Source organism: Ralstonia sp. Ralssp135 (assembly GCF_047304345.1).
Lineage (GTDB): Bacteria > Pseudomonadota > Gammaproteobacteria > Burkholderiales > Burkholderiaceae > Ralstonia > Ralstonia chuxiongensis.
Genome location: NZ_JBGLYZ010000127.1, coordinates 1 through 237 on the forward strand (window position 1 = coordinate 1; position 237 = coordinate 237).

Below are 237 nucleotides of genomic sequence, written 5' to 3' on the forward strand. Positions count from 1 at the left end.
GTCGGGATGAACGAAGGGCCGCTCGCGATCGAGGAGGCGGTCTCGCGGTCTGACATCCCCGACCTGTCGAGCTTCGTCGCCGATCGCGGGGCGAGCGAGGTCGTGCTGGCACTCGAGGAGCGGCGCAATGCGTTGCCGCTCAAGGATCTGCTGCGGATCAAGACTGCGGGCGTTCACGTCAATGATTTCTCGAGTTTCATGGAGCGCGAAACCGGCCGTGTCGATCTCGATACGCTC

The 237-nt window shown here is 63.7% G+C and carries 1 protein-coding gene; it reads left to right on the top strand.

Annotated features, from left to right (window positions below; all coding sequences use genetic code 11):
* On the top strand, nucleotides 1–237 hold a 237-nt coding region (locus ACCD03_RS25655), incomplete at both ends, for a hypothetical protein (RefSeq protein ID WP_413413301.1).